The sequence below is a fragment of the Flavobacterium glycogeni genome, from assembly GCF_048286775.1.
GTDB lineage: Bacteria > Bacteroidota > Bacteroidia > Flavobacteriales > Flavobacteriaceae > Flavobacterium.
The window spans coordinates 1-20,888 of the sequence record NZ_JBLVPV010000031.1; the positions used below are offsets into that span (position 1 = coordinate 1).

Here is a 20,888-nt window from a genome sequence, read left to right on the forward strand (position 1 = left end):
AATTCGTATTACTTGTCAGTTTGTTAAAGAACGTCTGCGTCATTGCGGGTGCAAAACTACCACCTTTATCCCGTTATTCAAGCTTTTTAACCCCCTTTTTTTAATGTTTTTTTAACTCTCGCTTTAACTCGCTGGAAATATGACTTTTGGAATGAAACTATTTTCCTCTCCCCGGCCCTCTCCGAAGGAGTGGGAGACGAAATGGGTAAAAAACCGCAGATGTCATTGTATATAGTAATCGTATCATACCTTTCTTTATTCACCTAATCCTTCTGAATACTCGGGGTTATTACCGTTTTAACCACATTGCGGATTACTACAACTACTTCCCTAGCCCCGATAGCAGTGAAAATCCTTTTCTCGAGTTTCTTTATACGAGAGAAAAGATTACTTCACTATACTTTTATTTTTATTGAAGTTCAGTGAATTTCATTTGAAACGAATAGCGAGAAATAGCTCCTAACAGAAATACACTCTTTTACCTATATATAATGACTGTCATCTTGTTTTTACACCTATATAGTAACAAACCTTACATATATATTGTATGTATTTTTGTAATGGTCTATATTTGCATTCTTAAAATAATAAACAATGATTAAGATTACTTTGCCCGACGGGTCAGTTAAAGAGTTTGCTTCAGGGGTAACTCCTATGGATGTTGCTAAAAGCATTAGTGAAGGATTTGCCAGAAATGTAATTTCGGCTTCTTTTGATGGTACAACTATAGAAACCACAACTCCTTTGACGACGGACGGCAGTCTTATATTATATACATGGAATGACGAAGGCGGGAAAAAAGCTTTTTGGCATTCAACTTCACACGTAATGGCGCAGGTTCTTGAAGAAATGTATCCTGGGATAAAATTAACTCTTGGACCAGCAATATCTAATGGATTTTATTACGATGTAGATTTTGAAGATCATAAAATCACAGATGCAGACTTCAAAAAAATAGAAGATCGTGTTCTTGAAATATCAAGAGGAAAGCATGAATTCAAACTACGTCCAGTTTCTAAAGTAGAAGCTTTGGAATTATACAAGGACAACGTTTACAAAACAGAATTGATTACCAATCTTGAGGACGGAACGATTACGTTTTGCGATCATGATACGTTTACTGATTTATGTCGTGGTGGTCATATTCCAAATACCGGAATTATTAAGGCGATGAAAATCATGAGCGTTGCCGGTGCTTACTGGCGTGGTGATGAAAAGAACAAACAACTGACTCGTGTTTATGGAACTTCGTTTCCGAAACAAAAGGATTTAACTGAATATCTGGAATTACTGGAAGAAGCGAAACGTCGTGACCATAGAAAACTAGGTAAAGAACTTGAACTGTTTGCTTTTTCACAAAAAGTAGGTGCTGGTTTACCATTGTGGCTACCAAAAGGAGCTGCTTTGAGAGACCGTCTTGAACAGTTCTTGAAAAAAGCACAGAAAAAAGGTGGATATGAGCAGGTGGTTACACCACATATTGGTCAGAAAGAATTGTATGTAACATCAGGGCATTATGCAAAATACGGTGCCGATAGTTTCCAACCCATAAGCACTCCTGCTGAAGGAGAAGAGTTTTTATTAAAACCGATGAACTGCCCTCATCACTGTGAAATATATAATGTACGCCCTTGGTCTTATAAAGATTTACCAAAGCGTTATGCTGAATTTGGTACTGTTTACAGATACGAACAAAGTGGTGAATTACACGGTTTAACTCGTGTAAGAGGTTTTACACAGGATGATGCCCATATTTTTTGTACTCCGGAACAATTAGACGAAGAGTTTAAAAAAGTAATTGACTTGGTATTATATGTATTTGGTTCATTAGGATTTGAAAACTTTACCGCTCAGATTTCCTTAAGAGACAAAGAGAATAGAGATAAGTATATAGGTACCGATGAAAACTGGGAAAAAGCGGAAAATGCGATTATCAATGCCGCTGCCGACAAAGGATTGAATACTGTAGTTGAATACGGCGAAGCAGCTTTCTATGGCCCTAAATTGGATTTCATGGTAAAAGATGCTTTAGGAAGACAATGGCAATTAGGAACGATTCAGGTAGATTACAACCTGCCGGAGCGTTTTGATTTGACATATAAAGGATCTGATAACGAATTACATAGACCGGTGATGATTCATAGAGCCCCTTTTGGATCTATGGAACGATTTATTGCCATTTTATTAGAACATACAGCAGGAAATTTCCCTCTTTGGCTAATGCCGGAACAAGCTATAATATTGTCTTTGAGTGAGAAATATGAAATATATGCGAAAAAAGTTTTAGATTTGCTAGAAAATCACGAAATTCGCGCCCTCATTGACAATAGAAATGAGACAATCGGGAAGAAAATCAGGGACGCAGAAATGCAAAAAACCCCGTTTATGTTGATTGTAGGCGAGGAAGAAGAGAAAAATGGTACTATATCTATCCGTCGTCATGGACAGGAAGGAAAAGGAAATATCAGCGTGACAATAGAAGAATTTGCTGCTATTGTTAACGAAGAGATCAATAAAACATTAAAAGTATTTACAGTTTAACTTAAATTATAAAGTCATAGCAATAAGAAGCAACAGAGGTTACCAACCTCGCGTAGAAAAAAAAGATGCCCACAGAATAAACAGCCTTATTCGTGGTGTACAAGAAGTAAGACTTGTAGGTGAAAATATTGAGCCTGGAGTTTTTAAACTTTCGGAAGCTTTAAGATTAGCTGACCAATTTGAATTGGATTTAGTTGAGATTTCACCAAATGCTGATCCACCGGTTTGTAAAATCATGGATTACAAGAAATTTGTTTACGAGCAAAAGAAACGTGATAAAATCCTAAAAGCGAAATCTACACAAGTAGTCGTTAAGGAAATTCGTTTTGGACCTCAAACAGATGAGCATGATTACGAATTTAAGAGAAAGAATGCTGAGAAATTCTTGAAAGAAGGAGCGAAATTGAAAGCGTTTGTTTTCTTTAAAGGTCGTTCGATTATCTATAAAGATCAAGGTCAAATCTTATTATTGAGATTAGCTACAGATCTTGAAGAGTTTGGTAAAGTGGAAGCGATGCCAGTTCTGGAAGGAAAGAGAATGATTATGTTCATAGCTCCTAAGAAGAAAAAATAATTTTTGCCATAGGTAATAGGCAATAGGCAATAAGCATATAGCTTAAAGCAAAGATAGTAAGTAAGAATAAATTAAAACACTAGGAAAAAATGCCTAAAATGAAAACCAAATCTAGCGCCAAGAAACGTTTCAAAGTTACTGGTTCTGGAAAGATTAAAAGAAAGCATGCTTTTAAAAGTCACATCTTGACTAAAAAGTCTAAAAAACGTAAATTAGCTTTGACACACTCAGCGCTAGTTCACAAAACAGATATGAAAAGCATCAAACAACAATTAAGAATTATCTAATAATTCTTTAGGTTAAAACAATTTAAAATAACCTTGGAGTATGGCCATTAAGTGCTTTTGATTCAATTCAAGCCGCCTGCTACAAAAACACATCAAAATTATGCCAAGATCGGTAAATTCAGTTGCTAAAAGAGCACGAAGAAAAAAAATAATGAAGCAAGCCAAAGGTTTCTTTGGTAGACGTAAAAACGTTTGGACAGTTGCTAAGAATGCGGTAGAGAAAGCAATGTGCTACGCTTACCGTGACAGAAAAGTGAACAAAAGAAATTTCCGTGCTTTATGGATTCAACGTATCAACGCTGGAGCTAGATTGGAAGGAATGTCTTATTCACAATTCATGGGTAAAGTAAAAGCTAACGGAATCGAATTGAACCGTAAAGTTCTTGCAGATTTAGCTATGAACCACCCAGAAGCTTTCAAAGCAGTACTTAATAAAGTAAAATAAACGTTTTATCAACTCAATTTAGATTACTTACTTATATAGAAACCTCAATCGAAAGATTGGGGTTTTTTTATTTTTAAAATCTATTCTAATTAAAAAACTTCTAACTAATCTCAAAAATTTATTCTATTTTCGTAAGGATTTTTAAAAAACAAGACGTGATTCCTATCATTTTTCATTAAACTCAAATACTATGATTAAATTAAAACCCACACTCCTTCTTTCTTTAGTGTTATTATTTATTACAAGTTTCACATTTGCTCAAGAAAAAACCAATCGCAAAAAGAGAAACAAAAAAGAGATAGCAGCTGCAAAATCAGATTCAATTAAGGCGAAAAAAACTGCTACTGTTTCTATAAATGACAAAATAAAAAGCAGCAAAAAAATTGAAGGTTTATTTACCATGTATCAGGATACGGTTACCGGAAATATGCAACTTTACATTAAGAAAAACCAACTGAACAAGGAATTTATCTATCAAAGCTATTCCATGAATGGACCAACAGCTTTGTTTTTAAATCAAAGCATGCATCGTGCCACAAGTATTTTTAACATACAGAAAGCCAATGACAAAATTGAATTTGGATTAGTTAACACCGCTTTTTATTACGACAAAAAAAATGCCGTTAGTAAAACTGCCGGTACTGATATTTCAGAAGCAATTTTTCTGGCTGAGAAAATTGTAGCACAAGACAGTACTGGTTTCTTAATTGTTGCTGACGGTCTTTTCTTAAGTGAAAAATTAGATCCAGTAAAACCAACGATGCCTCCAGGAATACCTCCGGGAGCAATTTTCAACCTTGGCAATTTCAATTCAGCTAAATCAAAATACCATAGTATCCGATCTTTCCCTAATAATACTGATGTCGTTGTAGATTTGGCTTATGATAATCCGGCTCCTCTAAATGGTGGTGGAAATGATATTACTGATGCACGATATATTCGTGTTCGTATGCAACATACGTTTTTAGAAATACCAGAGAATAATTTCAAGTCCAGACAGGATGATCCTCGTATTGGATATTTTGGGCAAACTATTAACGACCAAACGAGTATAAAACCAACACCTTATAAAGACATTATCAATCGATGGTATTTGACAAAAAAAGATCCTACAGCAGCTCTCAGTGAACCTGTAGAACCTATTGTTTGGTGGATCGAAAACACAACACCTGTTGAATATCGTCAAACTATTGTCGAGGCAGGTAATCGTTGGAACCAAGCTTTTGAAAAAGCAGGTTTCAAAAATGCTGTTGTGATGAAAATACAACCTGACACTATTGATTGGGATGCAGGAGATGTGCGTTATAACGTCATTCGTTGGGTTGCTTCAGCAAATCCAAATTATGGTGCAATTGGACCCAGTTTTGCCAACCCAAGAACAGGACAAATTTTAGGTTCTGATATTACAGTGGAATGGAGTTCAGGAAGCAGATCTCCAATTTATGACGAATTATTTTCGGCGAAAAGCATTAAAAATCAAAATAATCTTAACACCTATTTTCATTCAGACGGACATCTTTGTACGATGGCAAGCGAGCTAAAAAGTCAATTTTTGACTGGCGCTACCATAGCAGAAGCTTATGATGAAGATCCAAAAACTATTTTAAAAGTTCATAAAGAGTTTTTATATTATTTGATTTTACATGAAATGGGCCATACTTTGGGCTTAAATCACAATATGAAAGCGAGTCAAATGTTAAGTCCTTCAGAACTTAATGACATTTCAATTACAGAAAAAATTGGTTTAATTGGTTCAGTAATGGATTATCCTACTATCAATCTTTCATTGGATCGAACAAAACAAGGAAACTATTTTACTACCAAACCTGGGCCATACGATCTTTGGGCCATTGAATATGGATACAAAGAATTTGATGAAAAACTGGAAGAAAATGAGTTAAACAAAATTCTTAGCCGAAGTACAGAACCAGGACTTGCTTTTGGTAATGATGCAGATGACATGAGAGCATCCGGAAAGGCGATTGATCCACATGTAATGATCGAAGACTTGAGTAGTGATGCAATAGGATATGCCGAAGGCCGATTTAAATTAGTCAATACTGTAATGCCTAAACTCAAAGTAAAATATAGTAAAACTGGACAGAATTATGCAGAATTACGTTCACGTTTTAGCATGCTAAACGGGCAAAGAAGAAACATGATAGCTGTAGTAAGCCGCTATGTTGGCGGAGTATATGTTGACCGAAGTTATGTTGGGCAAAATACAACTGAAAAGCCATTCACCCCTGTATCTGAAGCTGAGCAAAAAAGAGCAATTGAGGTGTTGAATAAATATGCATTTGCACCAAATGCATTTGATGCTGATGCTTCTTTATATCCTTATTTACAATTGCAAAGACGTGGATTTGGATTCTTCTCTTCTACAGAAGATCCAAAATTGACTGGTATATATCTATCCATGCAAACTGATGGAGCGCTTTCACACATTCTGCATCCTACAACATTGCAAAGAATTTCTAACACTAGTCTCTACGGCAATACGTATTCAGTAGCAGAAGTTATGAATGATTTAGTTAGCGGAATATTCAAAGCTGATTTAGTTGGAAAAGTAAATATGCACAGACAATACCTTCAAACTTATTTTGTTAAACAGGCTATAGAAATTTCGGATATAAATGCTTCCAGAAACTCTTATGATGATATTTCGAAAGCTGCTGCAAGACAAACATTAAAAAAAATTAAATCAATGCTGCTTACAGCTACTTCCATAGATGAAAGTACCCGAGCACATCGTGGCAGCCTTATTTTCTTAATCGATACTGCACTTGCCATAAAATAATAATAACTTTTTAAGCATCAAAAACTCCCATTCCCATTCTAAAAATCGGAATGGGAGTTTTTTTTCAACTATAGTTTAGTCCTTTATGTTACTATTGTTTTAGGTATTTATCAATAATATATTGCGTAATAGGTTTAAATGGTTTCCCGGTTACAGGATGGAATCCGGGATACTCTAAATCGCTAGGAGATAGTTTCAGTATTTTAATTAATTTTTGTATTTTCGGAAAATGGCAACAAAAAAACTATGCAAATATATTTTAGCGCTAACAATCTTTATCTTCTTGCAATCTTGTGAGAAGAAACAAAACTCTTGGAAAAGATCAAAAGCAGATCGAGTTGAAACGGACCGATATATAGATGCAGGAGATAGCCTTTTAAAAAAATGGGATTGTGATAAAGCCTACTACTATTATTATAAAGCTAAATTATCTGCTGAATCAAAAAAAGACACTTCTCGAATGATTCTTTCATTAATAAATTTAGCAACAATCCATTACACCCAAGCTGATTATAGTGGAGCTGAAACTGTAGCAATTGAAACTATTCCATTACTTGAAACAAAAAAAGATCATTCTTACAACTTTGACTTAAACCTAACTTTAGGAAATATTTATTCAAACACTTTCGATTATGAGAATGCTATATATTGTTATAATAAAGCATCACTCATAAAAGAAACAACTGCTATTGAAAAATTAGTTTCTTTAAATAATATTGCAGTTGTATATCTACAAATGAAAGAATTTAAAAAGGCGGCTACTATACTGGAGCCTTTAATTACCAGAAGAGAAGTATTGAATGATTCATCTAGTTATTCAAGAATATTGACAAACTTAGGGTATTGTTATTTTAAAATAGGTAATTCTAAAGCGTTAAATTATTTAAACAAATCACTTCAAATAAGACTTAAAAGAAATGATATTGGCAAAATATCAAGTTACGCTTATCTATCCGAATATCATCACAAAACGAATAAAAATTTAGCAAATAATTATGCATTATTAGCCTATAATGCTGCTACAAAATTAAAATGTCCAGATGACCGCCTCTATACTTTAAAATTATTAATAGAACTCAATACAGGAAATAAATCTAAAGAATATTCTCTAAAATACCTCCATATTAATGACAGTGTCACTAAAGTAAGACAAAAGGCTAAGAATCAATTTGCTAAAATAAAATACGATTCCAAGAAAGAAAAAGATGAAAATCTGAAACTAAAAGCCCAAAAAATTCTTCAATTAGAACATCAAAAAAAGAGAAATTTAATATTATATTTAGTTGTGGGAACCATTACTGTAATAAGTATTTTTATAACTAATCTGCTATTAGCCCGAAATAAAAGAGAAAAGATTAAGGCTGCTTATAATACCGAAATTCGGATTTCTAAAAAACTTCACGATGAATTGGCTAACGATGTGTATCATACCATGGCTTTTGCTGAAACTCAAGATTTATCCACAACTCATAATAAAGAAATATTGATTTCCAATCTAGACACCATTTATTCAAGGACACGAAATATATCTCGAGAAAACAATGCAATGGAAACTGGACCATTATTTATATCTGATTTGAAAGAAATGATGTCCGGGTTTAATACCCAGGAAGTAAATGTGATAATTAATGGAATGGATTCGATTGATTGGTTAACGATAGAAAATAATAAAAAGATTATCGTTTATCGTGTACTTCAAGAATTACTGGTTAACATGAAAAAGCACAGTCAATGCAGTTTAGTTGTCCTGACTTTCAAAAAAAATGGAAATAAATTACAGATAGATTATACGGATAACGGGGTTGGAGCAACATTAGAACAATTAAATTCAAAAAATGGGCTTCAAAATGTGGAAAACCGTGTTCAGTCTATAAAAGGAACGATTACTTTTGACACTAAATCCGATAAAGGGTTTAGAGCACATTTTATTTTTCCAATATAATTCTAATTCATTTGTTTAATCGAGTTTAAACAATATAATTATCTAAAACACTGATAATAATTTAATTGATGCATAGAACTGAAAGCTCCAACTCTTCTTCTAAAACTATACTCTAAATTGTCTTGAAGATAGTTTCAATATTTTAATTAATTTCTTTATTTTCGGGGAATGATTCTAAAAAAGTTACATCCCATAGTTTATTTTTTATCATTGTTATTCTTTTTAATACTTCACTCCTGTGAAAAAAAGACGCTAAACAATCCCGAGAAAAAAAACAATACAGCTGAAATTGATCGACTAATTGACCTAGGAGACAAATACTTTGAAAAATCAGAATATGATAGTTCCTATTATTATTTTAATAAAGCTAAATCAGCCTGTGATGAAAAAAAAGATGTTTCTAAAATCATCTATTCGATATCAAATTTAGCTACTATTCAACAAAACCAAGGGGATTACTCTGGTAGTGAAACTACAGCTATGGAGGCGATTCCTTTTTTAGAAAAAACTACAAATCCCAAATATAAATGGAATATTTATACCATAATGGGTATTAATTATTTATATACATATGATTATGAAAGTGCTCTTTATTACTACAATAAAGCATTAAATTTAAAAACTGATGAACTTCGAAAATCAGATATAAAAAATAATATTGCATTTGTAAATCTAGAAATGAAAGAATTTAAAAAGGCGGCTACTATACTGGAGCCTTTAATTACCAGAAGAGAAGTATTGAATGATTCATCTAGTTATTCAAGAATATTAACAAACTTAGGATATTGTTATTTTAAAATAGGTAATTCTAAAGCATTAAATTATTTAAACAAATCACTTCAAATAAGACTTAAAAGAAATGATATTGGCAAAATATCCAGTTATGCTTATCTATCCGAATATCATCACAAAACGAATAAAAATTTAGCAAATAACTATGCACTATTAGCCTATAATACTGCTACAAAATTAAAATGTCCCGATGACCGCCTCTATACTTTAAAATTATTGATAGAACTCAATACTGGAAATAAATCTAAAGAATACTCTCTAAAATACCTCCATATTAATGACAGTATCACTAAAGTAAGACAAAAGGCTAAAAATCAATTTGCTAAAATTAAATACGATTCAAAAAAAGAAAAAGATGAAAATCTGAAACTAAAGGCCCAAAAAATTCTTCAATTAGAATATCAAAAAAAGAAAAATTTAATCTTATATTTAGTTGTGGGAACCATTACTGTAATAAGTATTTTTATAACTAATCTGCTATTAGCCCGAAATAAAAGAGAAAAGATTAAAGCTTCATATAATACCGAAATTCGGATTTCTAAAAAACTTCACGATGAATTGGCTAACGATGTGTATCATACCATGGCTTTTGCTGAAACTCAAGATTTATCCACAACTCATAATAAAGAAATACTGATTTCCAATCTAGACACCATTTATTCTAGGACACGAAATATATCCCGAGAAAACAATGCAATGGAAACTGGACCATTATTTATATCTGATTTGAAAGAAATGATGTCCGGGTTTAATACCCAGGAAGTAAATGTGATAACTAATGGAATGGATTCGATTGATTGGTTAACAATAGAAAATAATAAAAAAATTATCGTTTATCGTGTACTTCAAGAATTACTGGTTAACATGAAAAAGCACAGTCAATGCAGTTTAATTGTCCTGACTTTCAAAAAAAATGGAAATAAATTACAGATAGATTATACGGATAACGGGGTTGGAGCAACATTAGAACAATTAAATTTAAAAAATGGGCTTCAAAATGTGGAAAACCGTATTCAGTCTATAAAAGGAACAATTACTTTTGACACTAAATCCGATAAAGGTTTTAAAGCGCATTTTATAATCCCAATATAATTCTAGTTTCTATGTTTCATAAAGTTTTAGTAGCCGAAGATTTAGACAGTATCAGTATCGCTGTTGTTCAAGCACTAGGGGAAATCTCCATCTTAGAAATTCATCATGCCAAATACTGTGATGATGCTTTTTTAAAAATAAAAAAAGCACTTCATGATAATCAGCCTTATGACTTATTGATTAGTGATTTATCATTCAAGCCAGACCATCGAGAAAATAAGCTCTGCTCCGGTGAAGAGCTAATTGAGGCTGTAAAAAAAGTACAACCTGACATCAAGACAATAGTATTCTCTATTGAAGATAAATCCTTTAGAATAAAATCACTTTTCAATAACTTGGGAATTAATGCCTATGTATCTAAAGGAAGAGACAGTATTCCTGAGCTCCAGAAAGCAATTCAACGCATTTATAACAATGAAGAAATCAAACTATCGCCTGAATTATCTCATGCTTTAAGAGACAAATCACTTTTTGAAATTGAATCCTATGACATTGCACTTTTGAAATCATTATCTAAAGGTCTAACTCTTGATGATATTTCATCAGAATTTAAAGATTCAGGAATCATTCCAAATGGTAACAGTAGTCTTGAAAAAAGAATCAACAGATTGAAAATATACTTCAAAGCCAGTAATAATGTGCACCTTATAGCCATTACCAAAGATCTAGGCTTGGTCTAATCTTGTTATCACTTCTCTCCAATAAAAAAACTGTATAACGATAAATCGAATCCATTTAAAAAAATTGATAATTTCAAATTGTGGAAACTCAATAATTTTTTGTTTTTTTTTAAAATAATTACCCCTTTTACGGTTTCCCGTAAAGAAATGATTTCTAAAGATATTAGGTTTGGCCAATAAAACTTTAAATCATATAAAATGGCTGATTTTACAAGAGAAGACTTAGCATTTGCTGGATATTCACAAACTATTGATATAGAAAACAATCCTAAAACTATTGAAGTTCTTGATAGGATTTGTGTTAATAAAACAGAAGAATTTGAAGTAGTACATTTCTGCAATCAGTTTCTAAAAAAATACAAAGTTCCTCAAACAAAAGCAAGTTTTCAAAAAGCAGAAAGCTTTTTACAACATCCCTCTTTAGAAAACGAAATCTACCGACTACAATTATTAGACTGGATTGCAAGCAATTGGGTAAAACAATAATAGTATTTTATTTCAAGGTATCTATTTCAGAATATTTTATAAGCTGAGACAGCCTATATAACATTCTTGTACTTAATTTTCTAAGGTTTACGGTTTCCCGTAAAGTAATCACTTTTATCACCCCTAATTTTGATGCCATAAAATAATTTAGGTTATGAAAAAAAACGAAACCAAATCCCTTTTGAACGTACTCGAAAAAAACAAAGAGGAACTTATCTTAGATAAATGGGATGAAAAACTCAATGATTATGATAATTATGTCAAAGAGTATCTCATTCATTATAAAAAATCACTTAAAGACAATACTCTTTCATTATCAAGATATCCTTATTTAAAAGTTAAGTCTGAAAGCCTAAGCAAAAAACTCAATAAAGGAACAAAAAAGCAACTTACAAAAGTTTTCAAAATCCGAAAAAAAATTGTGAATGCATGTTGTAACTAAATATAGTCTTAAAAAGAATAAATGAAAAAAATTATATTCATAGGACTATTGCTATTTATGGCTCTATTCTCCTGCCCCTCAAAACAACAGCTACAAATTCATCACAATAACGTTCATAATGATAATGGGCTATTAGAAGATAAAGACAATCCTAAAACTTTAATTCTTAAAGAAAAGGCAGGCGTTGATCTTTTTACTAAATCAGGAAAAACGAATCCAACTCAGAATCTTATTGGCATTTCTATAAACCAACGCCCAATAAGACATCCTTCCAGACACCGAAAAGGAAAAATTATCTACATCCAAAACAATACAAAAACTCATAATACTGAGTTTGAATAATACCTATTTATATTTTTTTACTCCAAATGAGGAAAACCGTAAACTAATGATTTTTTATAGAGGTAGGTTTACACAAATTAAAATACGAAATCAATGAAACCCTTAATTATTTTGAACTCCAATCTATTATTTTCAATACAAATTGCTATAATGTTTTTGGGTACTATTTGTATCATTTATTTGGTATATAAAATTTGGAAAAGGAGATAAAATAAAGAGAACCATGAAGTAATGATTTTCTACAGTTTAGGTTTGAAAAAAGGAAAAATTATTAATTACTGAATTTAAAAGCTAAAAAATCACACAATTCAAATTTAAGAGTTATTTCACTACTTTTGCTATCAAACCCGTTTTAGAAAGAAAAGGAATAAAGAGGACTATCACAGCATAAAAATCAAGCAAAATATTCTAAATTCATAATTAAATATGAGGTTTAAACAATTATTGACCGGTAATTTCCGTTATTCTTTTACTAAATAATTTTTAAAATACAATCATCCTACCTAAATGAAACCCCTCTTTTCCCTCCTGCTCCTTCTTATTTCAACCTTTACTTTCTCCCAAACCAAACTCCTTTCGTGGAACATAGAAAACCTTGGCAAATCTAAATCCGAAAAAACAATAAACTATATTGCCAATACGCTTCGTGACTATGATATCATTGCAATCCAAGAGGTTGTAGCGGGTTATGGCGGTGCTCAAGCTGTAGCCCGGTTAGCTGAGGAACTCAACCGCAAAGGAGCCAAATGGGATTATGTAATTAGCGATCCAACCAGCAGCAGCGCTTACAAAACGGAACGTTATGCCTTTATTTGGAAAACGAGTAAAGTCAAGAAAATAGGAAAAGCTTGGCTCGAAAAAAAATACCATCTAGAGATTGATAAGGAACCGTATTTTTGTACGTTTCAATATGGAAACAAACAATTCACTGTCGTTAATTTTCATGCTATTACTAAAAATAGACAACCTGAAACTGAGATAAAATACTTCCGGTTTTTACCCGATGAATATCCCAACTTGAATTTAATATTTGCAGGCGATTTCAATTGTCCGCAATCGCACACGGTTTTTAATCCTTTGAAAAAAATGGGGTATCAATCGATTTTGGTCAACCAGAAAACCTCTTTGAAGCAAGAATGTAAAAATGGTAAATGTCTCGCTTCTGAATTTGACAATATGTATTACAAAACTTCAAAAATCAATACTATCAATTCGGGAATTATCCCTTTTCATAAAAATTTTAATTCCCTAAAAGAAGCCAGAATAATATCCGATCATATCCCTATTTGGTTTGAATTCTCTTTGAATTAATTGACATACAATAGAAATACTGACAGGTAGTATAAGCATGTCTGATGAAGGATAAAAAAAAACCACTCAAATTGAGTGGCACTTAGAAAGATCTAAATTTAGTTATAAAACCAGTATTGGCGCAATAATTCCAAAACTTAATCTTCCTGTATTTTTATCTTCCAAACCATAAGCGTTTTCAGCATAAGAAGAGTAATCGTATCTTCTGGCTATATAACCCAAATAAAATTTCAGGTTCAAATCTTTGAAAGGATAATATTCAACAGTCGGAATCAGACCATAGCTAGTATATAATTTGTTGCAAGCATTAACATCAGGATTACTATTCCAATAAGAACTGTGAGACATAAGAGTTAAGACTAAATTTACTTTTGGTTGAACTCTATACTCTGCTCTTAGCCAATTTTCGACGTATACCACATCTTTTGATGCGTCATCACTCTTAACAAGTTTTCGAACAATACCCCTACGATCTAAATCTTCTGTACTATACTTAAAATCATAATACAACAATAATTTATCGCTTTTAAACTTATTCCCAAGTGCGATATAATTCATGCTTGTGTTTTTGGCCTCATTAAAGAAACCATAGCTATAAGACGTTTCAAATTTACCTCCAAAAAAGGTTCCATGCCAATTACTTACAAATGCCAAAGCCGTTTTTGATTCTATTGTCCCATCTGGTACAATATTATCGTATTGTTCCTTCAAAACATTTGTTCTTGAATCCAATATTTGAAACATAAATGTATTCCTGCCATCCTTTAATTTATGGGATATACCAGCACCCGTTAAATTGTGGTCAGAATTATCCAAAATATCATTATACTCCAAAATATAAATTGCATTCATATCAAATTCATACCCCCCCAAATCAGCCAATAGTTTTCCCATAGAAAATTTGGTTCTAGGAGTAAAATCAATAAATAAAGCGGCAATATCAGTTGTTCTATTAATGTTATCTTGACTGCCTATTTTAGGAGCTCTTGTGTATCTATCACGAAATCTAAAACTCACTTTTTCATGAATCTTTCCTCTTATTTCAAGTCGAAATTGGTCGACTGAAAATACAGATTTCTCATAATCCCCATTTTCAAATTTAGAATTAAAGCTAAAGCGAGTATTAAAAATAACATCAACGTCTTTCAATAAAGATTGTTTTGACGTAGGAATTATCGACTGATACAACAATGGATCCTCACCTTGTTCCTGAGCTGAAATAACAATTGGGATAAATAAAACAATGAAACAAAACAATCTGTTTTTTATACTATTTATAGTTTTCATAATCATTTTTATAAAATAATTGAACCTATTAAAAAACCAACAGCAACAGCGACAACAGTAGCAACAATACCTGGAAGATTAAAACTGTGATTGATAACATACTTCCCGATTTTTGTACTTCCCGTCCTGTCAAAATTGATAGCTGCTAATAATGTTGGGTAACCTGGTAATACAAAAAAACTATTTACCGTAGGAAAGGAAGCTATCAAAACTATAGGGGATAATCCCAAAGCAATACCCAATGGTATCATAGTCTTAACTGCAGCAGCCTGGCTAAACATTATGATTCCTAAAAGAAATAAAGCTATAGCAAAAGTCCAAGGATAAGCAGTAACAACGCTACCTAAAGACTCTTTGATGACAACCGAATTATTTTCCATGAAAGTAGAAGCCATCCAGACTACTCCAAACACAGATATTGTTGCTGAAGCCATAGAGCTAAATAAACTAACTTGGGTAACAGCAACTGCACTGGTTTTTGTAATTAACATCATGGCAGCTGAAGCAGACAAAGTGATTAAACAAATAACAGTTACCATAGAAACAGTACCATCATCCTTCAGAACTAAATTTTTTGTTCCAGGTCCAAAATTGGGTAATAAATTCGGAAAAGCCCCAGCTATTACAATTAGTAGAATTGCAACACTAAAAATCATAACCGCAGTTTTAGCTCCAGCTCTTACTTTTGTTCCATTGCCTTCTGTACTGGAATCAATACTTTTAGCAAACTCGGGATCTTTCATTTTCTCAATAAATATAGGATCCTCATTTAATTCTAACCCTTTTTTTCTAACAACAAAACAAGCAACTAATGTCCCAACAAGACCTGCAGGAATAGATATCATCATAACATCAAAAAGGGCTCCGGGGTATCCCAACAACACTACCAGAGCTGCAGTACAAGCACTAATAGGACTACCTGTTAAGGCTAAGTGAGAGGCAATAACCGAGATACTTAGAGGACGCTCAGGGCGTATTCTTTTCTTTGTTGCAACTTCGGAAATGATGGGTAATATAGAATACACTATATGAGAAGTCCCAGCAAATAAACATAAAATATAAGTTGCAAAAGGGGCGATAAAAGTAACATTTGAAGGATTATTTCGAATTACTTTTTCGGCTAAACTAACCAAATAATCTAAACCTCCTGACGCTTGAAGAGTTGCAGCAGTGGTCACAATGGCAATAATAATTAACATAACATCTATAGGTGGCTCCGTTGGTTTCATGTGAAATCCTAGTACGAAAATCACTAATCCAAAAATCCCCATTACACCGAGACCTATACCTTTCATTCGTGATCCGATAAGGATTGCGATTAAAAGGATTAAAAATTCTATCCAGAACATAAAAATAGTTGTTTAATTTGATTTGATTTAGTCGCAATTATACTAGGTGTTGCCTAAAAAAGGCCTCCTTCAGTTATAATTGAATACTATTCTAAAAATATTTTTTGATTTTCTGTCTTATCATTTATCTTCAAAAGAAAACAGTAATAAAACGCTGTCTTTTGAGGATTAAGAGCATCCTCAACAATAAAAAGTGTGGTATTATTTTCATTAAGTAAAGTAAATTCACTTGAATCCGTTGTATTAGAACGTCACAGAATAACCTCTTTTTTAGACGTGTTTTCAAGTGAATTACTTACTAAAGCATTAATATAACAGATTCCTAAGCCAACTCAAACTATTCATTTAACATCTTCGTTTGCTAAAACGTTAACGACAACAAGGCTGGAATCTGTATATTCATAAAAAATTTATGAATTTATGAATTTAGGGTTTATCAAATTCTCTAGTGAAAAAATTTCATCCCATTTGTCTTGAGTAATTTCCTTACGCTCTATTACTACAATTTGATGTATACTTTTGTTTGTTTTAAGCGCTTCTCCAGCAATACTGGCACATTCTTCATATCCAAGGATTGGATTCAATTGTGTAACAATTCCAATACTATTCATTACCATATTAAAACAATGATCTGTATTTGCCGTAATTCCAACAATACATTTGTCAACTAAGGTTTCGATTGCATTTCCCAAATAGTCTAATGAAGTAAACATTGCAAAAGCAATTACTGGCTCCATAACATTTAATTGTAACTGACCTGCTTCTGCAGCCATCGTCACTGTTAAGTCTTGACCAATAACATAAAAACAAGTCTGATTTACTACTTCTGGAATTACAGGATTTACTTTACCCGGCATAATTGAAGATCCTGGTTGACGCGCTGGCAAATTAATTTCATTAAACCCTGTTCTTGGACCTGAACTTAACAAACGTAAATCGTTACAGATTTTAGAAACTTTAACTGCTGTTCTTTTTAGAGTACCCATAATTTGAACATAGGCCCCCGTATCAACAGTCGCTTCAATTAAATCTGGAGACAATGTTAGAGGAATACCTACTTCTTTTACTAAATAATCCACACAAATTTCTGGATATCCTTCTGGAGCATTTACTTTAGTTCCAATAGCTGTAGCTCCCATGTTTATTTCTAACAATAAACTTTGTGCCTCTTTTAATCTCTTAATGTCTTCGCCAATAGTAGTTGCGTAGGCATGAAACTCTTGTCCCAAAGTCATCGGAACCGCATCTTGCAATTGTGTACGTCCCATTTTTAATACACTTTTGAACTCTACTCCCTTTTTAGAAAAAGCAATTTCTAAACCACCTAAAGTTTTAATAAAGCGTTCCATTTTTAGATAAAGTGCAATTCTAAAAGCTGATGGATAAGCATCATTCGTAGACTGAGAACAGTTTACATGATTGTTTGGATGTAGAAAGTTATATTCTCCTTTTTTATGACCTAAATATTCAAGACCAATATTTGCGATTACTTCATTTGCATTCATGTTTACTGAAGTTCCAGCTCCACCTTGAATCAAATCACTAACGAATTCTTGATCAAATTTACCGGCAATAAGCTGATCACTTCCATAACAAATAGCTTCTGTAATTTTTGCGTCTAAAACACCACAATCTTTATTTGCCAATGCAGCAGCTTTTTTTACATATCCTAAAGCTTTGATAAATAAAGGCTCTTTTGAAATTGAGATACCGGTAATGTTAAAATTTTCTACGGCTCTAAAAGTCTGTATACCGTAATATAAATGATTCGGAATTTCTAATTCACCTAAAAAATCATGCTCTTTTCTTGTCGTTTTCATAATAAAAATTAATTTGTAATTATTTAATAAATTGATAATTTTCTATGTCTAAAAAAATAATTACTAAAAAAAACATGCTTTTTTTTACGGAAAATCATGTTTTTTGAACAACCACCTTCTTAAGACTTAACAAATTTAATATGTAAAAAAAAGAATAATTGTGATAAATATCATGTTTGAAGAATACCCGATTTGGCATGTCAGGGGCAGTATACAGAATTATGAGGTCCTTAACATAATAAAAATACAATGAAAAATTAAGTGGTGAAAAAGAGAACAAAAAGTAGTCATTCCAACAAAAACACCACAAATATTTTCTTCAAATTATTTTAAAAAATTTTTCAATTTATAATTTCAAATCATTATTTGCATATAAAAAACCCAAATCAATAAGAAAAAAGACTTTCAACTATCATATGGGCACAAATATTTCAAAAAAAATTTGACACGTCCCGAAGACTCAAGACAGTTTGAATTTCAAAAAAAAAAAAAATCTGTGTAAATTTGTGATAATCTGCGTCCTCTTTTAAACTTATGTCCACGCACTAGTCCGTAATAATCTCTTTTTGTTTCTAGAAAATAGACATCCCCGTTTTGGTGGTCAATAATTCCAATGCATTCATTCCTAACTCTGAATTTCCTTTCTCGTTAAGTCGTGGGCTCCAAGTGGCGACTACAATATTTTTCGGATACAAAGCAGCAATTCCTCAATGAAAAAAGAAAACGATACCTTTTGACACTGAAAAACTGGAAAAAAAAGCTTCCCATCAGTACGGACTATGAAATGCATAAAACTCATTTATCACTTCGAATGATATAATCAAAAACCAAAAAATCCAATCGCAATTGCGATTGGATTTTTTGGTCTCTATTTTTTGTTCCAATAAAATTTAAAACGTCAACATAGCTATCTATTCTGATTCTGTTCTAAAATTTATTGAATAACCGAAGGGGCTATTTTTCATGATTTACAATCACTATTTACAAAAAAAATCCTAACCATCGCTTATTGTGGTAAGGATCCTATTTTAAATGTGTGGGTTAAATTATCAAAATAAATGGTTGAGATTTGTTGCAAATCAATTTCAAGATAACTCCCTACAATAGCATTATTTTTAGTTCTGGCAGTCGGACTTAACATTGCAGACGAAATAATCATATTATTTGATATTCCTGAAGCCACAAAAACCCTAACTAAGCTATTCGTCTCAAAATATATGGTTTGATTATACGGTACTGAATATACATTGATTGCATAATAACCCGGATCGGAGTCATTATTAATACTTATTTTTTGCCCAAGCCCACAAGTGAGATTATAATTGCCATCTATATTTCTTTCGTTTAAAAGTCCATATACCTGATCTGAATAGGCAGGAGAGCTTCCTTGAAACCCAGCATTATCAAAAGTATATACATTCCCAATATTTACCTTTTGTTGAGCATTCATTTTGATTATATCCATATAGGATATATTCTGAGATGAAGTATATTCAATCCAATCATCAAAAAAATCAACGGTATTATTATCCCCAAAAGGGCTAAAAGAAACGCAGGCAACTAAATATTTATAATCTTCATCCTGCGGTAAAGCCAAAACAATGGTTTCATTATTATCTAAAAGAAATTGTCTGCCTGTCTGATCAATTTGAATATTTAAACTACTCATAAAAATTTATATTAAGCTACCCCGTTGAAATTACAACGAGGCAGCTTCTCTATTTATGAAGGAGTATTCAATAATTGAGTTAATGAAGCTCCTGAAGAAATTATTGTGACAGGTTTACCACCTTTAGCACTAGTAATACCATAAGTACTGGCTATCATTTGTAAATCGTATTCAATACTTGAAGCATTGAATACAAAAGTACAACCAGGAGCTGCCGCATTTCCAACAACTGATCCAGATACCATACTTGTTTGGGCAGCAAATAAACAAACCTTTTCATTCGGTTGCATACTTACTGAGCCTTCTGGTGTACAGGTAAATGCACAGAAAGGCGCATAATCCCCGTTAACTTTAGCTGCTAATCCAATAGTTATATTACTTGTTCCAGCAGGACGGTTATTTAAAACTGTTATTATGCCAGGGTTCGCATTACCAGTAACTGAAAAAGTTCCATCTGAATTAAACTGAACGGCAGTACCTAATGGAAGCTCTACAGATAAACACTCCATTTTTATAGTTGTGTTTGTCCCAATGTTTGCTTGATTATAAACATACACTTTGTAAAGTGGCTCATAATCTATTTCAACCTGACCAAACATTTCCATGTAAGGCACTGCAAACCATGTTGGAAGTCCACTCGACACTTGATTCGGACCTGTTGCTCCTTTGTATCCCAGTAAAGTGTAATTGTTCACTTGAAGGTATGATAAAATAGTTTGTTGGTCAGCGCTTGTGAAATCGAAATCGATTGCATAAACTGTTCCTGACGAAGTTGTTCTAAGTAATGATGTTCTTACCACTGCAGTTTCTGCTAATGCTGTTTCTGAAAAATTTGTTGTAGACATAATTAATTTGATTTAAAAGTTTTTCTCATTATTGAGGCTCCTACTCTATTAAGGCTTTTCGGATTCCGCCTATGTCATTTATTCGAATAATAACAATCCAAATATCCTCATAATAAACAAACTGATATAGAGTAATTATACCTGAAATGAATCCACGTATATTTACCTGTATTTACTTTATTAT

At 32.4% G+C, this 20,888-nt stretch carries 18 protein-coding genes; 12 read left to right on the forward strand and 6 right to left on the reverse strand.

Annotated features, from left to right (window positions below; all coding sequences use genetic code 11):
• Positions 1-594: 594 nt before the first annotated feature.
• The 12 genes from thrS (at position 595) to ACNQGX_RS16775 (ending at position 13,734) form a co-directional block, all read left to right on the forward strand.
• The gene (gene thrS / locus ACNQGX_RS16720; protein ID WP_417978151.1) at positions 595-2,541 is read left to right on the forward strand and encodes a threonine--tRNA ligase; all 1,947 of its coding nucleotides are present in this window, start codon (positions 595-597) and stop codon (positions 2,539-2,541) included.
• Positions 2,542-2,557: 16 nt separating this feature from the next.
• A complete protein-coding gene (gene infC, locus ACNQGX_RS16725) occupies positions 2,558-3,115 on the forward strand; it encodes a translation initiation factor IF-3 (protein ID WP_369800971.1) in 558 nt (185 codons plus the stop codon).
• Positions 3,116-3,204: 89 nt separating this feature from the next.
• The gene (rpmI, locus tag ACNQGX_RS16730) at positions 3,205-3,402 is read left to right on the forward strand and encodes a 50S ribosomal protein L35 (RefSeq protein WP_022827375.1); all 198 of its coding nucleotides are present in this window, start codon (positions 3,205-3,207) and stop codon (positions 3,400-3,402) included.
• Between the two features lie 100 nt (positions 3,403-3,502).
• Positions 3,503-3,847, forward strand: a complete 345-nt coding sequence (gene rplT, locus ACNQGX_RS16735) for a 50S ribosomal protein L20 (protein WP_035633036.1) — start codon at positions 3,503-3,505, stop codon at positions 3,845-3,847.
• 190 nt (positions 3,848-4,037) lie between these two features.
• A complete protein-coding gene (locus tag ACNQGX_RS16740; protein WP_417978153.1) occupies positions 4,038-6,647 on the forward strand; it encodes a zinc-dependent metalloprotease in 2,610 nt (869 codons plus the stop codon).
• 229 nt (positions 6,648-6,876) lie between these two features.
• A complete protein-coding gene (locus tag ACNQGX_RS16745) occupies positions 6,877-8,589 on the forward strand; it encodes a tetratricopeptide repeat-containing sensor histidine kinase (protein ID WP_417978156.1) in 1,713 nt (570 codons plus the stop codon).
• Positions 8,590-8,757: 168 nt separating this feature from the next.
• Positions 8,758-10,473, forward strand: a complete 1,716-nt coding sequence (locus tag ACNQGX_RS16750) for a tetratricopeptide repeat-containing sensor histidine kinase (protein ID WP_417978158.1) — start codon at positions 8,758-8,760, stop codon at positions 10,471-10,473.
• 11 nt (positions 10,474-10,484) lie between these two features.
• A complete protein-coding gene (locus tag ACNQGX_RS16755; RefSeq protein WP_417978160.1) occupies positions 10,485-11,153 on the forward strand; it encodes a DNA-binding transcriptional response regulator in 669 nt (222 codons plus the stop codon).
• Positions 11,154-11,351: 198 nt separating this feature from the next.
• Positions 11,352-11,639, forward strand: coding sequence for a hypothetical protein (locus ACNQGX_RS16760; protein WP_417978162.1), 288 nt, complete (start codon positions 11,352-11,354; stop codon positions 11,637-11,639).
• Between the two features lie 154 nt (positions 11,640-11,793).
• Positions 11,794-12,081: a hypothetical protein gene (locus tag ACNQGX_RS16765; RefSeq protein WP_417978164.1), complete on the forward strand. Its 288-nt coding sequence runs from the start codon at positions 11,794-11,796 to the stop codon at positions 12,079-12,081.
• Between the two features lie 21 nt (positions 12,082-12,102).
• Positions 12,103-12,423, forward strand: coding sequence for a hypothetical protein (locus tag ACNQGX_RS16770; protein WP_417978166.1), 321 nt, complete (start codon positions 12,103-12,105; stop codon positions 12,421-12,423).
• A gap of 507 nt (positions 12,424-12,930) precedes the next feature.
• Complete coding sequence (locus ACNQGX_RS16775) at positions 12,931-13,734, forward strand: endonuclease/exonuclease/phosphatase family protein (protein ID WP_417978168.1); 804 nt, start codon at positions 12,931-12,933, stop codon at positions 13,732-13,734.
• A 102-nt stretch (positions 13,735-13,836) separates the two neighbouring features.
• Here ACNQGX_RS16775 and ACNQGX_RS16780 read toward each other — a convergent pair whose 3' ends face one another.
• The 6 genes from ACNQGX_RS16780 to ACNQGX_RS16805 form a co-directional block, all read right to left on the reverse strand.
• On the reverse strand, positions 13,837-15,021 hold the full coding sequence (locus tag ACNQGX_RS16780; RefSeq protein ID WP_417978170.1) for a porin: 1,185 nt from the start codon (positions 15,019-15,021) through the stop codon (positions 13,837-13,839).
• Between the two features lie 8 nt (positions 15,022-15,029).
• Entirely contained in the window at positions 15,030-16,370 is a 1,341-nt protein-coding gene (locus ACNQGX_RS16785) for an anaerobic C4-dicarboxylate transporter (RefSeq protein WP_417978172.1), read from the reverse strand.
• Positions 16,371-16,780: 410 nt separating this feature from the next.
• Positions 16,781-18,190: an aspartate ammonia-lyase gene (gene aspA, locus ACNQGX_RS16790; RefSeq protein WP_417978174.1), complete on the reverse strand. Its 1,410-nt coding sequence runs from the start codon at positions 18,188-18,190 to the stop codon at positions 16,781-16,783.
• A gap of 572 nt (positions 18,191-18,762) precedes the next feature.
• A complete protein-coding gene (locus ACNQGX_RS16795; protein WP_417978176.1) occupies positions 18,763-18,885 on the reverse strand; it encodes a glutaminase in 123 nt (40 codons plus the stop codon).
• Positions 18,886-19,196: 311 nt separating this feature from the next.
• Complete coding sequence (locus ACNQGX_RS16800) at positions 19,197-19,859, reverse strand: hypothetical protein (RefSeq protein ID WP_417978178.1); 663 nt, start codon at positions 19,857-19,859, stop codon at positions 19,197-19,199.
• A gap of 53 nt (positions 19,860-19,912) precedes the next feature.
• Positions 19,913-20,704, reverse strand: coding sequence for a hypothetical protein (locus ACNQGX_RS16805; protein ID WP_417978180.1), 792 nt, complete (start codon positions 20,702-20,704; stop codon positions 19,913-19,915).
• Positions 20,705-20,888: the final 184 nt, after the last annotated feature.